The sequence below is a fragment of the Arthrobacter sp. 05T45 genome, assembly GCF_056395875.1.
The window spans coordinates 48,210-61,244 of record NZ_JBFTKI010000001.1 but is presented as its reverse complement, the minus strand read 5'-3'; the positions used below and the strand labels follow the sequence as shown (position 1 = coordinate 61,244).

Sequence of the window (13,035 nt, the reverse complement as noted above, 5' to 3'; positions counted from 1 at the left end):
GTTTTGCCGCCGGACTAGGTTCCTTTTTATGAAACATACACTTCATAAATTGCCGGCATCCGCAGCCGGCGTGCCGCCCCTGTGGCGCAACCGCGACTTCCTGATTGCCGGCACCGCCCGGTTCGTGGCGACGGCGGGGATGGGCGCCGTCGTCGTCAGCGTGATGCTGCATCTGCAGAACGCGGCCGCCGCCGGCGAAACTCCTGTCGCCGGGCCCTGGCTCGTGGCCGCGTACCTGCTGTGCTCAGCGCTGCCGCTGGTCCTCCTGGCCCCGTGGGCCGGCCGGCTCGCCGACACCATGGATTCGCGCACGCTGGCGACGGCGAGTTCGGCGGTCAGCGCCGCCGCCGTCGCCGGCATGGGGCTTGGCATGCAGTACCTGGAGAACTATCTGCCCGTGCTGTTTGCCATGACGTTCCTGCTCGACGCGGCCCAGTCCGTGGCCAGCCCCACCTGGCAGGCCCTGCTGCCGCGGATCGTCGGAGAGGACCGCACCCCCCGGGCCATGGGGACCATGCAGGCGACCATCATGATCGCGGGGATGGCAGGACCCGCCGCGGGCGGCCTGCTCAGCGGCTGGGGCGGGACCGGGCTGGTGTTCACCGTGGCCAGCGGCTGCTACGTCGCCATGGGGCTGGGCGCGCTGCTGATCCGGACCCGGCGCGGCACGGCGGCCGAACGTGCCGGCCAGGCGAAGCCCGCGCTGCTGGACGGGCTGCGCCTGATCCGCCGGGACAGCCTGGTCTGGGCCCTGGTCCTGGGGGCGATGTTCTTCATCGTCGTCGGCGAAGCCACCAACGTGCTCGAGGTGTTCCTGGCCCGCAACGAGCTTGGCGCCACCGAAATCCAGTATGGCCTCCTGTCCGCAGCCTTCGGCCTCGGCATGGCGGCCGGGGCCGCGATGGCCGGCAGGATCAGGACGCCGCGGGTCCGCCTGCGCGTGCTGCTGACCGCCATGACCGGAGCCTCGGCGTGCCTGGTCCTCACCGGGATGGTCCCGAGCGTGGAACTGCTTTTTGCGGCCTACACAGGGACGGGAGTGGCCTGCGGCGTCCTGAACGCCTGTTTCGGGGCCATCGCGATCCTGCGGATTCCGGAAAGCGGGCGCGGCCAGGCGATGGCGATTGTCGGCGGGATGACGCGTGCCGTCTCCATTGGCGCGCTGGCCCTGGGCGGTCTCCTGGGCGCCCTGGTGCCGGTCCGCGTCAGCTTCGTGCTCACCGGCGCCGTCGGGGCCCTGGTGGCCCTCGCCCTCACGGCGTACGTCCTGCCGCGGTTCGGCCGGGAGGACACCGCCGCCAACACTCCAGCGGCGGCCAAGGCGGCGGCCGGGGCAGCGGCGGACGCGGCGTTGCCGGCCAAGGACGCGGCCGAACCGTTGTTGGCGGGCGCGGCCGCGACGGTATCAGGCAGGCAGCAGGAAGCCGTCGCGGACGAGGTTCCCGACTTCCTCGAGCAGGCCGGCGCGGAACTCCGCGCTGCCAAACCCCTCGTAGCCGCCCAGCAGCGCCTCGAGGGCGCCGATGATCTGCCCGACGGACAGGTCGCCGTCGCACGCTGAGACCAGGCCCGCCAGCTCGGTACTGAGCAGGTTGGTGCGGCGCAGCCCGGCACCCTGCCGCAGCAGGATGACGCCGGGGTGTTCCGCACCGGGGCGCTGGTGCCGTTCTTCGGTGACGTCCTCCGCGACCAGCAGGTGGGCGGCGGCCAGATCATGGCCGGCCAGCCAGTCGGCACGCTCGACGGCGGCGCCCAGGTGTGGCCCTACGGGCTGTTCGATCGGGTAGGTGATCTCCTCGAAGCGCGACAGGACCCGCCCGGCGCCGTCGGCAGGCCTTCGCAGCCAGATCATGCCGAAGCCGATTCCGGCCACATTGCGCGAGGCGAAGTCGTCCAGGTAGGCCGCGTACGAGTCCGCGTAGAGCCGGCGGTCGCGGCTTTCCGAGGCGTCCTGCAGCCAGGTCTCGGCGTACTGCTCGGGGCCCACCTGCTCGCGCTGGATGAACCAGACGTCGGTGGCCGGGCCGGCCCAGCTCTGGGGCCGGTCGGCCCAGCCGGCGCCGGCCGTGATCTCCCAGTTGCCCAGAAGCTGGGCCGTTCCGCCCGGGGCAAGGACCGAGGGCAGCGCACGGACCAGCGAGGACACAATCTCGTCCCCCGGCAGGCCGCCGTCGCGGTACGTGAACTGGTCCGTGGCGGTCTCGCCCAGGCTGCGGGGGGTGATGACGAAGGGCGGGTTGGAGACCACCAGCTCGAACTCCTGCCCCGCGACGGGGTCCAGCAGGGATCCGAGCCTCAGGCTGACGCGGGCGTCAAGGTCGGCCGGGTCCAGGTGCAGCTCGGCGGCGTTGAGCAGCAGGTTGAACCGGGTAAACGCCAAGGCGCGTTCGGAGATGTCCGTGGCTGTCACGTGCTCGGCGTGGTGCAGCAGGTGGAAGGTCTGGATCCCGCAGCCGGTGCCGAGATCGAGGGCCTTGGCAACATGGCGGCGGGCGGTGACCTGGACCAGGGTGGTGGAGGCCTGCCCAATCCCCAGGACATGGTCGTGACGAAGAACGCCGGCGCGCTGGTGGGCCGCGAGGTCGCTGGCCACCCAGAGGTCTGCTCCGCCGGCGCTGGTCCCGTCTTCCCCCACTGTCGGGTCCCAGCCGTACGGCCTGAGGTCCACCCTGGCCTGGACCAGGTCCCCGCCCGCAGGCTCCACGAGCCCAAGTTCCACCAGCCCCTTGGTACGGATGCCGGGGAGGGCGGCGTCGAGCGTCGCCGCGGGCTGCGGCTCGGACAGAAGCCAGAGACGCACGACGACGGCGAGCGCCGCCGTCGCCGGCTCCCCGAGGGAACGCCCGGTGACGATCAGGGCCGGGATGAGCTGGTCCCGGCCCAGGGCCGAGTGCGCGGCCTCGCCGAGCAGCTCCGCAACCCCGTCCACGGTGTAGCCAATCGCACGCAGGTCCGCGGCCAGGGCCTCGAGGAGGCCGGCGAGGTCGCTGCGCGGAGCGTCCGGGGTGTTGCCGGCCGTGAACGGGGCTGCGGGAGCCTGCGTTGAACGGGAGGGTGCGGCGGGGCCTTGCGCTGAGGAAGTCACCGGACAAGTTTAGTCCGGGGGCCGGGCCATGGGGTGGGACCTGGGTTGGGCCCGTCAGCGCCGGGGCTGGGCTTGGGGCGTGCGGGTCCGGCTAGAGCTCGTTCTCGGCATAGATTTTCAGCGCGTCCCGGACGAAGGCGGCGCCGTCCTCACCGCCGTAGTTGGCGGCGAACCTGGGATCGGCCACGTACATCTCGCCGAGCCCCGTCACGTACCCCTTGATGCCACCACCTGCCGCCGGGCTGCCGCCCGCTGCGGGTGACGCCGGCGTGCCGGGGATTCCCCTGAGCCATTCGACGTGGCGCCGGGCCAGGTCCTGCGCCTGCGCGCTGTCCGCCGGGACTCCCGACGCCGCAGCAGCCGTCCACTCGGCACCGAGCTGCCGGGACTGTTCCGTCCAGGCAGCCTTCTCCCCGGCCCCCATGCTGCGCCACCAGGCGTCGGACTTTGCATAGGCGTCCTTGCCCCACCGCTGCTGGACTTCCTCCTGGTACTTGGTGTGGTCGAAACCGTCGAACATTTCCTCCGCCATGATCTTTCCTCCCGTTTGCAATGCCTCAATGGTGTGACGGACCGCGGCAATCTGCCGCCCCAGCCTGTCCTGTTCCTGCAGCAGCCACGCCAGGTGCCGGCCCAGTGCATGCTCCGCGTCCGCCTCGTTGCCGAGCACGTCCGCGATCGCCGGCAGCCCGAGCCCCAGGTCGCGCAGGAGCAGGATCCGCTGCAGTCGGACCAGGGATTCCTGGCCGTAGTACCGGTAGCCGTTGTTGCCGGTGCGGCTCGGCCTGAGCAGGCCAATGTCGTCGTAGTGACGCAAAGTCCGGCCGGTGGTGCCGACCAATTTCGCGATCTGCTGAACGGACCAGTCCATGCCTCCACCCTTCTGCTCCTTCGAGGCCCGCGTTCCTCGGACCCCCGCTGTTACCGTGCCGACCGGCTGCTTCCGGCCATCGCTGCCGGCCATCGCTTCGACTCTAAACTTTGACGCAGCGTCAAAGTCAAGGGCCCGCAGGGAGAGGGCGCCCGGGACGGCGGCGCGGCCGGAGGGGATCCTGCGAGACGGTAAGTTTGAGGCATGGTTTTCCCTTCCTCCCACGTCCCGGCCGCCCGTCTGGCCCGGCGGACGCTCACCGGTGTGGCCGCCGCCGTCGTCGTACTGGCTGCAGCGGCATGTTCCCCGGCCGGTTCGATTGAGGGCGCCGATGTTCCGGCGTGGAAGGCCACCGCGCTGCCCTCCGCCCCGGGAACAGTGCTGGAAGATGCCGGAAAAATCCTGAACCGGGATCCGATCGTCCGGACCGCGTCCGGCGTGCCCGCCGGCACCTACACCTTGACCATGACCTGCGACGGCGGCGGGAAGGCGTTCTTCGCCGTCAGCCTGGACGGCAGCCAGCTCGCCGAAGCCGGAGCCGCCTGCAACGGCAGCCGCGAAACCGCCCGCATCAAAGTGCCCGCCGCGGGCAAGATCACGCTCAGCACGTCCAGTGTGGATGCCCCGCTTCTCTACGCGTACCACCTGGCGTCGTCCGAGTAGCACCCGCCGCAGCCCGGTCCGCGGCGACCGGCCCGGCGCCCCCTGAAGGCCTGTCCGACCCGGACCTTTGGCCTCTGGCGTTTGATTCCGGGCCGCCCTAATCTCAAAGTATGCCAACTGTGCCGGCGAGCAGGGTGCCGCGACGGCGCACCCCGGCGGCCGCCGTGGTGCTTTCAGTTGCGGTATTTCTCGGGGCAGCCCTGTCCGGCTGCGCCTATGAATACAGCGCCGACCACTGGGACGATGAATCGACCTCGGCTGCCGCTCCGCCGACCACTGACGCCGCCCTGCCCCAGGACCCCCATCTCAACGAGCCGGTGACGGGCGAGGAGCTGGATGACTGGGTCGATGCCGTACTGCCCGACGCCGAGGGGCAGGTCTTCCAGACGGGTTTCGGGACGCTGGAGGCGGACGAGGAGCGCAAGGAGACTACAGCCCAGCTGCCCAAGGGTACTTACGCCCTGACCCTGGCCTGCCGGAGCACCCGCCGCGTGTCCTTTTCCATCGAGAACGGTGAGAACGAACTCGTGGACCTGAGCCTCCGGTGCGGGACGTCCAGGGTGAACGTGGTGCAACTGGCCGCAGATGCGTCGCTCTCCATCAAAGTGGATGCGAACGCACCGGCAAACTTCGCGTACCGGGTGAGCCGCATCTGAGGGTTCCCGGCCGGCCAAATGTCCGGCTCGCGCCTCAGGCGGCGCAGCCCTCGGGGCACCGCAGGGTGTCGGGGCTCGCGGCGCACCCGGCGCAATAGAGCGTCAGGGTCCGGCAGGACGGATTCGAGCAGTTTTCGAACTTGCTCGTGGGTGCCGAGCAGCGGACGCACTCGCCGATCGTCTTGGCGTCCCCGCTGAACTCGACGTGCATGCGCTTGTCGAACACATACAGGGAGCCCTCCCACAGGCCCTGGTCCTTGAAGGCCTCGCCGTAGCGGACAATGCCGCCGTCGAGCTGGTAGACCTCCTTGAACCCGCGGTTCACCATGAGGCTCGACAGCACCTCGCAGCGGATGCCGCCGGTGCAGTAGGTGACAACCGGTTTGTCCTTGAGGGCGTCGTATTTGCCGGAGTCGAGTTCCTTGATGAAGTCGTGGGTGGTGGCGACATCGGGAACGACGGCGTCCTTGAACTTGCCGATCTGGGCCTCGAACCCGTTCCGGCCGTCGAAGAACACGACTTCGTCGCCCTGCTGTTTCTTGGCTTCAATGAGTTCGTGGAGTTCCTCGGGTTTGAGGTGGGTTCCGCCGCCCACCACTCCGCCGGCGTCGACTTTGAGTTCGCCCGGGGCGCCGAAGGAGACGATTTCGTCCCGCACCTTGACGCTGAGCCGCGGGAAGTCCGCCGCGCCGCCATCGGACCACTTCACGTCGATGCCCTGGAAGCCCTTGTACTCGCGCGTGGTTTTGACGTACTGCTTCACGGCGTTCAGTTCTCCGCCGACCGTGGCGTTGATGCCGTCCTTGGAAAGGATGATGCGGCCGGTTAGTCCGAGTTTTTCGCACAGGGCGCGCTGCCAGAGCCGGACGGCGTCCGGGTCAGGCAGGGGGGTGAATCCGTAAAAGAGGACAATCCTGTTCAAAGCCACGCTTTTAAGGGTACTTGCTGGGGCGGGCGGCCGGGCGACAGTCACAATTGGATAAGCAAGCGGCTTCCCCCGACCCGGCCCCTGTTGCTTGTGGCACTGCTGGAATACGCTCATCACATGAGTCTTGACGCCATGGTTGAAGACACCACTCACCTGCTGGAAATCTGGGTTGCCGGATGGGCCGGCTGCCGCGGATATGAGACGCGCAGGGAGGGCAGGTTCCCCGCGGCCTTTCGCGGTGACACCACCCACGAATGGGAGTACTTCGCCTACGATCCGTCCGACGCGGAGTTCGAGGCGCTGGCGGCAAAGACGGCCGAAGCGCCGGCCCGGGTCCTCACCATCCTCACCAACGATGTGGCCCGATTCACCATGCTGGGGCAGCGGAATGGGCTGCATGTCACCTCGGCCTCCCAAACCATGATGATCGTGGACATGGAGACCCAGGATTCGGAGGACCCCTGGCTTTCGGATGACGACCTCAGGCTCGAGACGTCCCGGACCGACGGCGTCCACCACGCGGTGGTCAGCGCCGGCGAGGACGTCGCCGCGAGCGGACGCGTGTTTGTGGTGGGACATACCGCCATCTTCGACAACATCGTGACGTCAGAGGCTTACCAGCGGCGGGGGCTGGGCAGCTTCATCATGAAGGCCCTGGCAGCCCAGGCGTTCGAACACGACGTCGACTCCGGGCTGCTGCTCGCCTCGCTGGACGGCCAAAAACTCTATTCGCACCTCGGCTGGCGCGAGGTGTGCCACGTCCTGATGTTGTCGACGTCAGACGAAGGGGCCGACCTGTCCGTGGGCTGAGGCGCCGCGAGCGCCGGCCGTCCGGCGGGCCTGCGCCCGGGGCAACGCGTTGGCCGGGCAGCCGCGCCGAAGCCACCGTGCCGAACCCGCGGCGCTGCCGGGCTGTCTGCCGGGCATGGGCGATTTGAGGGCGGATGAAAGAATATGTGAGTGAACCCGCATGAGTCCTTGATTCCGTTGCTGGGCCGAGGTCCGGACCCGGAACAGCTGCGTCATGTGCGGACGATCCCCGCCCGCCAGGCCGTCAATGCGCCGTGGCCGCAGTGGTCGCACCCGGATCTCGTGGCAGCCTACGGTTCCCTGGGCATCCACGAGCCCTACCTTCACCAGGTCCGGGCCGCCGAACTGGCCCACGGCGGAGAGAACGTGGTCATCGCCACCGGCACCGCGTCCGGCAAGTCCCTGGCGTATCAGCTGCCGGCCCTGGACGCGATCCACCGTTCCGAGCTCAGGGTCTTGTCCGATCCCGGGAAAATCCACGACGACGGGGCCGTGACCCTCTACCTGTCCCCGACCAAGGCGCTCGCCGCCGACCAGTTGGCGGCGATCAGGGCACTGAAGCTCCCCACAGTCCGGGCTGAAACCTACGACGGCGACACCGATCCCGCGTCCCGGCGCTGGATCCGGGACCACGCGAACTTCATCCTCGCCAACCCGGACATGCTGCACTTCGGCATTCTCCCGAACCATGCCTGGTGGGCCAGGTTCTTCCGGCGCCTCCGCTACGTGATAGTGGACGAAGCCCACAGCTACCGCGGCGTCTTCGGCTCCCATGTGGCAAACCTCATGCGCCGGCTGCGTCGGATCTGTGCCTACTACAGCCCGGGCGGCTCGCATCCCGGACCGGTGTTCATCGCGGCGTCCGCCACGGCGTCTGAACCCGGGCAGTCCTTCGGCCGGCTGATCGGCGCGCCCGTGCGGGCCGTTTCCGAAGACAGTTCGCCCCACGGGTCTACGACGGTGGCGTTTTGGGAGCCGGCACTGACCGAACTCCGGGGCGAAAACGGTGCCAAGGAGCGCCGGACTGCAGTCGCCGAGACCGCCGACCTGCTGGCCAACCTGGTGTCCTCCCGGACCAGGACCATTGCGTTCATCAAGTCCAGGCGCGGGGCAGAGTCGATTTCCTCCATCGCCAAACGCCTCCTCGACGAGGTGGATCCCAGCCTGCCGCAGCGTGTGGCCGCGTACCGCTCGGGCTATCTGCCGGAGGAGCGGCGGGCCCTGGAAAAGGCGCTGCGCTCCGGTGAACTGTTGGGCGTCTCGAGCACGTCCGCGCTGGAGCTGGGCATTGACATTTCCGGTCTCGATGCAGTCCTGGTCGCAGGCTGGCCGGGCACCCGCGCGTCGTTGTTCCAGCAGATCGGCCGCGCGGGCCGCGCCGGCCAGGACGCGATCGCGGCCTTCGTGGCCAGCGACGACCCGCTGGACACCTACTTGGTGAACCACCCCGAGGCGATTTTCGACGTGTCGGTGGAGGCCACGGTCTTCGATCCCTCCAATCCATACGTTCTGGGCCCCCACCTGTGCGCCGCCGCCGCGGAACTGCCCCTCGGGTTCGCCGAACTGGAGCTCTTCGGGGCCACCGCTGAGAAGCTGCTGGACCGCCTGGTCCTGCAGGGCTACCTGCGCAAACGGCCGGCAGGATGGTTTTGGACCCATCCGCAAAATGCCGCAGCCATGGTGAACCTCCGGGCCGACGGCGGAGGTCCGGTGAGCATAGTGGACGCGGAGACGGGCTCCTTGCTCGGCACCATGGATTCGCCGCAGACCCATTACCAGGCCCACACAGGGGCCATCTATGTCCACCAGGGCGACAGCTACGTGGTCGAAGACCTGAATGAGGACGATCACTGTGTGGTGGTGCGGCGGGCGAACCCGGACTACTACACGACCGCCCGGGACGTGACCCAGATCGAGGTCCTTGAAACGCAGCGCACCACCCAATGGGGCGATGTGGCCGTGCATTTCGGCGATGTGAAAGTGACAACACAGGTGGTCTCCTTCCAGCGCAAGGCGTTAATTTCGAACGAGATCCTCGGCGAAGAACCCTTGGAATTGGGCGCCAGGGACCTGTTTACCAAGGCGGTCTGGTTTGTCATGGACAACCGCTCGCTGACCGGCGCTGGGCTGATCGAGGCACAGTTCCCCGGAGCGCTGCATGCTGCCGAGCACGCGGCCATCGGACTCCTTCCGCTGGTGGCCTCCAGCGACCGCTGGGACATCGGCGGAGTGTCCACGGCCATCCACGCCGATACCGGAGTGCCCACCATCTTTGTCTACGACGGCCATCCCGGCGGGGCCGGCTTCGCCGAACGCGGCTACGACAAGGCGAGGTTGTGGCTGACCGCCACGCGCGACGCCATCAAGGCCTGCGAATGCGAGTCCGGCTGCCCCTCCTGCGTCCAGTCACCCAAGTGCGGCAACAAGAACAACCCGCTCGACAAGGACGCTGCCGTCACACTGATCGATGTGCTGCTCCAAGACGCCACCGACCTCATGCACGCCGGCAATCCCGGAACAACGGCCGCCGCGGCCGGGACCCCGGACGATCAGCCCGCCCAGCCGCTCCGCGCCTGACCACGTCTCAGCGGCCGGTTCGTGGGCGGCGGCCGACAGGTTCGGAGCCGGGGCGGCAGGGCGGTACGTTCGTGTGAGCCGGGCGGCAGGCAGGTTCGGAACCGGGCGGCGGCAGGGCTGCACGCCAGGCCGCAGACGGATGCACGGCTTCTGGCGACCGCCGGAGTTGGTGCATCTTTCACGGTGCCGGCCCGTTCCCGGCCGCAGGGGGCGGTCCGGCCCTGGCCAGTCCCGTGGCCGCCCCGAGGAACGGTCCGGCGCTGAACTCGGTGCGCACCTGAACGGTGTCGTCCGGTCCTTGGGCACAGGCAGCCAGCGTGGCGTTGTTCTTCATTGCGACCTCTCGAGCCACAGCGCAGGGTTCGCCGGACGTGATGCCCCGCGCGGCATCCGCCGCAGCCAGCGCTGCCAGATCGGCGGCCGCCGCAGCCCTCGATGCCGCAACGGCCGATTCGGCCAAAAGAAGCAGCAGGGCCAACGCCATGATGACCACCAGCCCGAGTCCCAGGGCCAGGACGGTCCCCGACCCCCGCTCTGACGACGTACACCGGTGCCGGGGGTGGGCGGGTTTCGGGCTCCGGGGTCGCGGCCCGCGGGCACGGACACGGACAGGTGCAGGTGCAGGTCCAGGTGCAGGTGCAGGTGCAGGCGACATCATGTGCCGCCCTGCCACGGGGAACGGGAGACGCCTTTCAGGTGGGGCTTGTCCAGCCCGGGCCGTTGTGCCGCGCCGGGGGCCTCCGCATGCGCCCACGCGCTGGCGCTGAGGGCCCAGGGAACCACGGAGCCAACGGCCCCGGGGACCCGGCCGGAAACGGTGACCCTGTGCCACTCGCCGTCGTGCGTCACCTCGCAGTCCGCCGTGTCGCCGGCGAGACGGCGGACAATCTCACCGACTTCGCCTGCCGCGGCTCCCCTCGCCACCGCCCGGGCACCGCCGCGGGCCGCTTCCTCAACCCGCAGCTGCATCACCCCGGCCGCCGAACCCGCGAGCAGCACGGAGAGCAGGAGAACGACCGAGGGCAGCGCGACGGCGAACTCAGCAGTGACGGCCCCGCGGCACTCCCCCGACCGCGGCGGCTCCCCCCGGCCGCCGCTCCCCCGGGCGCGCCAGAGTCCGTTCATGGCAACGTGAGCGCCGTCCGGATGAGGTTCAGGAGGAACCCGCGGACCTCATCGCTGCGCATGATGAACACGAGGACCCCGGCGAAACCCACGGCGGCCAGGGTTGCGATGGCATATTCAGCGGTAGCCATTCCCGCCTGCGCGGCCGGCGGCCCTGTGCGGCCCCGCGGTTGAACGGGAACAACCGAGCTGGCGCCGGGGTAGATCTCATAGACCTCCGCAACGCCGCCCTCCCCTGCTTCAATGCGACGTGCAGCGGGAGTGTCCTGATTTGTTGACATCTGCTTTCCTTCCACGGGACACCGGCGTGATCGCCGGCTGATTCGACTCTCCCGGCTTGCACGTCGCGCCATAAGCCCCGATGGCAGCTAAGTGGAAAACGTGCCCGAAGATGCCGTCGTGGCGGCCTGTGGAGGAGAAGAGTCTGGCCCTTTCCGGGCGGCCAACGGCCGCCAAACGCAAAGCCCTGGTCCGCCGGCGTTTCGCCCGGGCCAAGACAGGGCTGAACCCGAGGGGCTGCGGTCCGCACTGCGACGACAGCCCCTCGGGTTCAGTTGGTGCGGGTCACCCGCGTTCCTAAGGCAGGAAGTATCCCGCGAGGTCGGCGATGAGGTGTGAGGATCCGGAGGACCGGTTGAACAACGTCACCTTTCCGTCTGAGCCGACGGGGACCGAGACCAGGTTCGGCACAGTCTGTCCGGCGGAGAAGTTCAGGTTGGACGCGTCCGGACGGGTGGAACCGGAGGGGTAGGCGGTGATGTAGCCGATGGACTGGGGCGACACGACCGTCAGGTTGAAGACAGCCGCCAGGACGCTCGAGGGGATGCCGTTGGCGCCGGCAATCTGGAACGACACCGTGGAGTCCGGGCGAACAGCCGTTGCGTTTCGGGTGTCGAGGATCCTGGATGGACCCGTGGCCTTGAACGCACCGGTGGCTGACGGCGTGCCGCCGAGGTAGTAGCCGGCAACGTCTGCGATCAGGTGCGAACGTCCGAACGAACGATTGAGCAGTGTGACTTTTCCGTCTGGACCGATGGGGACCGTGACCAGGTTCGGCACTGTCTGTCCGGCGTTGAAGTTGAGGTTAGACGCGTCCGGACGCGCCGATCCCGAAGCATAGGCCGTAATGTAGCCGATCCTTGTTGGCTCGGTCACGGTGAGGTTGAAGACCACAGCAGCGGCAGATGCCGGTATGCCGTTGGTCCCCGCAACCTGCAGGGACACGGTGGAATCCCCTGCAAGCGCCGTCGTGGACCGGGTGTCCAGCAGCCGCTTTGGCGCGAGGCTTTGGAAGGCCCCCGGCGTCGCTGGCGTCCCCGTGACGTAGTAGCCGGTGACATCGGCGATGAGGTGGGTTGTGCCGGAGGATCTGTTGAACAGCGCCACTTTTCCGTCCGCACCCACCTTGACCGTTACCAGGTTGGGCACGTTTTGGTTGGCACGGAAGTTCACATTGGATGCATCCGGCTTTGTTGTCCCGGAGGGGTAGGCGGTGATGTAACCAATGGATTTTGCTTCAGTGACGGTCAGGTTGAAGACGACCGCCGCGACATTTGCCGGGATCCCATTAGCCCCTGCAACCTGGAAGGAGACGGCCTTATCGGCACCCACGGGCACCGTTTTCCGGGTGTCGAGGAACCGTTGTGGGGCAATCGGGGCAAACGTTCCGGGCAGCTGGGCGGCCGCCTTTCCGGCCTTGATAACGACGTCGTCAATGAAGCTGTCGCCTGCCTGCCGCCGGTGTTCGGCACCGAGTTGCATCTTGGTGACCGCGGTAAAACCCGTGGCGATCTGCTTGCTGGAATACAGGAGTTTGCCGTCGAAGATCACCTCGACCGTGGAGGAGGCCCCATTTGCGACGACGTGCGTGACGATATGGTGCCAGGTGCCGAGAGGGACATTGACTTTCATCGGGGTGTAGCGGAGGGTTCCGTCGGGCGCCGCGACCCGCAGCCACATCGGGCCGACGCCGCCGTTGGATCGGTAGACGTCTATAAACCGGGTAGTCCCGTTGAAGAAGCGGAAGTACGGGACGTTGTTGCCGGCGACGCCCTCTTTGGTGATGTTGAACCAGCCGTCGGCGTAGACCTCATTGTTTCCGGCAGGAAGTGGTGCGGAAAAATTGGCCACCGACCCGGCATCCGTGGTGACGTGAACAAAGGCTGAGCAGCGGCCCGAGTGCTGCTGGGCCGAGGAGACATCGGCCGTGCCTGTCCCGGCGGTGAATGCGGCGGCGAAGCCTGCGGTGGTGAGGCTTCCGGACTCGAAGTTCGTGGCAATCACCGTTGTGCCAGGGTATTGGTTGGTCGGTTGGGGTGCT

At 68.2% G+C, this 13,035-nt stretch carries 11 protein-coding genes and 1 pseudogene; 5 read left to right on the top strand and 7 right to left on the bottom strand.

The genetic code is table 11. The annotated features are described in order from the left end of the window. Positions 1–28: 28 nt before the first annotated feature. Positions 29–1,288, top strand: a pseudogene (locus AC1DGD_RS00290) (MFS transporter); the annotation flags it as partial. Positions 1,289–1,405: 117 nt separating this feature from the next. On the opposite strand, the gene AC1DGD_RS00285 reads toward AC1DGD_RS00290, so the two are convergent. Next, on the bottom strand, positions 1,406–3,085 hold the full coding sequence (locus tag AC1DGD_RS00285; RefSeq protein ID WP_476855532.1) for a DUF7059 domain-containing protein: 1,680 nt from the start codon (positions 3,083–3,085) through the stop codon (positions 1,406–1,408). A gap of 91 nt (positions 3,086–3,176) precedes the next feature. After that, entirely contained in the window at positions 3,177–3,956 is a 780-nt protein-coding gene (locus AC1DGD_RS00280; protein WP_476855531.1) for a MerR family transcriptional regulator, read from the bottom strand. A 204-nt stretch (positions 3,957–4,160) separates the two neighbouring features. Here AC1DGD_RS00280 and AC1DGD_RS00275 point away from each other — a divergent pair, with 204 nt between their 5' ends. Both AC1DGD_RS00275 and AC1DGD_RS00270 read left to right on the top strand, forming a co-directional pair. Further along, positions 4,161–4,619: a hypothetical protein gene (locus tag AC1DGD_RS00275; protein WP_476855530.1), complete on the top strand. Its 459-nt coding sequence runs from the start codon at positions 4,161–4,163 to the stop codon at positions 4,617–4,619. A gap of 110 nt (positions 4,620–4,729) precedes the next feature. Further along, a complete protein-coding gene (locus AC1DGD_RS00270; RefSeq protein ID WP_476855529.1) occupies positions 4,730–5,275 on the top strand; it encodes a DUF6023 family protein in 546 nt (181 codons plus the stop codon). Positions 5,276–5,309: 34 nt separating this feature from the next. On the opposite strand, the gene trhO is transcribed toward AC1DGD_RS00270, so the two are convergent. Next, positions 5,310–6,203: an oxygen-dependent tRNA uridine(34) hydroxylase TrhO gene (trhO, locus tag AC1DGD_RS00265; protein ID WP_028277710.1), complete on the bottom strand. Its 894-nt coding sequence runs from the start codon at positions 6,201–6,203 to the stop codon at positions 5,310–5,312. 117 nt (positions 6,204–6,320) lie between these two features. Between trhO and AC1DGD_RS00260 the strand changes: the two genes are divergently transcribed. Both AC1DGD_RS00260 and AC1DGD_RS00255 read left to right on the top strand, forming a co-directional pair. Continuing rightward, positions 6,321–7,013: a GNAT family N-acetyltransferase gene (locus AC1DGD_RS00260; protein WP_476850234.1), complete on the top strand. Its 693-nt coding sequence runs from the start codon at positions 6,321–6,323 to the stop codon at positions 7,011–7,013. 150 nt (positions 7,014–7,163) lie between these two features. Beyond that, positions 7,164–9,590 carry a DEAD/DEAH box helicase gene (locus tag AC1DGD_RS00255; protein ID WP_476855528.1) on the top strand — a complete coding sequence of 809 codons (2,427 nt, stop codon included), beginning with the start codon at positions 7,164–7,166 and terminating at the stop codon, positions 9,588–9,590. 178 nt (positions 9,591–9,768) lie between these two features. Here the strand turns inward: AC1DGD_RS00255 and AC1DGD_RS00250 are convergent, their stop codons facing one another. From AC1DGD_RS00250 to AC1DGD_RS00235, 4 genes are all read right to left on the bottom strand, one after another. After that, positions 9,769–10,245: an Rv3654c family TadE-like protein gene (locus tag AC1DGD_RS00250; protein WP_476855778.1), complete on the bottom strand. Its 477-nt coding sequence runs from the start codon at positions 10,243–10,245 to the stop codon at positions 9,769–9,771. Then, a complete protein-coding gene (locus AC1DGD_RS00245; protein ID WP_476855527.1) occupies positions 10,245–10,715 on the bottom strand; it encodes a TadE family type IV pilus minor pilin in 471 nt (156 codons plus the stop codon). The genes AC1DGD_RS00250 and AC1DGD_RS00245 overlap by 1 nt, the downstream gene beginning before the upstream one ends. Continuing rightward, complete coding sequence (locus AC1DGD_RS00240; RefSeq protein ID WP_476850273.1) at positions 10,712–11,038, bottom strand: DUF4244 domain-containing protein; 327 nt, start codon at positions 11,036–11,038, stop codon at positions 10,712–10,714. Before AC1DGD_RS00240 ends, AC1DGD_RS00245 begins: the two co-directional genes overlap by 4 nt. A 253-nt stretch (positions 11,039–11,291) precedes the next feature. Continuing rightward, positions 11,292–12,998, bottom strand: coding sequence for a hypothetical protein (locus tag AC1DGD_RS00235; protein WP_476855526.1), 1,707 nt, complete (start codon positions 12,996–12,998; stop codon positions 11,292–11,294). Between the last annotated feature and the right edge of the window lie 37 nt (positions 12,999–13,035).

Excerpts from the sequence above, each read along its gene's own strand:
- AC1DGD_RS00280 (WP_476855531.1), bottom strand. The coding sequence starts at position 3,956 with ATGGACTGGTCCGTTCAGCAGATCGCGAAATTGGTCGGCACCACCGGC.
- AC1DGD_RS00275 (WP_476855530.1), top strand. The coding sequence starts at position 4,161 with ATGGTTTTCCCTTCCTCCCACGTCCCGGCCGCCCGTCTGGCCCGGCGG.
- AC1DGD_RS00270 (WP_476855529.1), top strand. The coding sequence starts at position 4,730 with ATGCCAACTGTGCCGGCGAGCAGGGTGCCGCGACGGCGCACCCCGGCG.
- AC1DGD_RS00260 (WP_476850234.1), top strand. The coding sequence starts at position 6,321 with ATGAGTCTTGACGCCATGGTTGAAGACACCACTCACCTGCTGGAAATC.
- AC1DGD_RS00250 (WP_476855778.1), bottom strand. The coding sequence starts at position 10,245 with ATGTCGCCTGCACCTGCACCTGCACCTGGACCTGCACCTGCACCTGTC.
- AC1DGD_RS00245 (WP_476855527.1), bottom strand. The coding sequence starts at position 10,715 with ATGAACGGACTCTGGCGCGCCCGGGGGAGCGGCGGCCGGGGGGAGCCG.